This is a genomic window from Pantoea sp. GbtcB22, assembly GCF_019091025.1.
Classification (GTDB): Bacteria; Pseudomonadota; Gammaproteobacteria; order Enterobacterales; family Enterobacteriaceae; genus Pantoea; species Pantoea leporis.
Genome location: NZ_JAGXKB010000130.1, coordinates 1 through 277, shown reverse-complemented (window position 1 = coordinate 277; position 277 = coordinate 1). Strand labels below are relative to the sequence as shown.

The following is a 277-nucleotide window of genomic DNA, read 5'->3' as shown; positions in this document are numbered from 1 at the left end:
GGCACGCAGGTCAGCAGCACGGAAAACGAAACGGCGTATTTCCTGTCGACATCGCTTCTGGTTAAAGAGCTCGCGCTTCTGATGAAGGCGGCGGAGGCAAAGAACATCCCCGTCTACTTCCGGGGGCTTATCATCGACAACATGGATCAGACCGCAAAGTACATGCTGAACCTGATCACGACCTACAAGGTGCGCGGGATCCAGATTGACCCGGTGCGCTTTGAGCGCTACGGCGTGAAGCAGGTCCCGGCGCTGGTGGGGAAGTGCGGAGAGCGCC

Annotated in this window: 1 protein-coding gene; it reads left to right on the top strand. The window is 58.8% G+C overall.

The window, feature by feature from the left end; genetic code table 11:
* A partial coding sequence (locus tag KVT28_RS25000; RefSeq protein WP_217550843.1) for a TrbC family F-type conjugative pilus assembly protein occupies nucleotides 1-277 on the top strand: 277 nt, incomplete at both ends.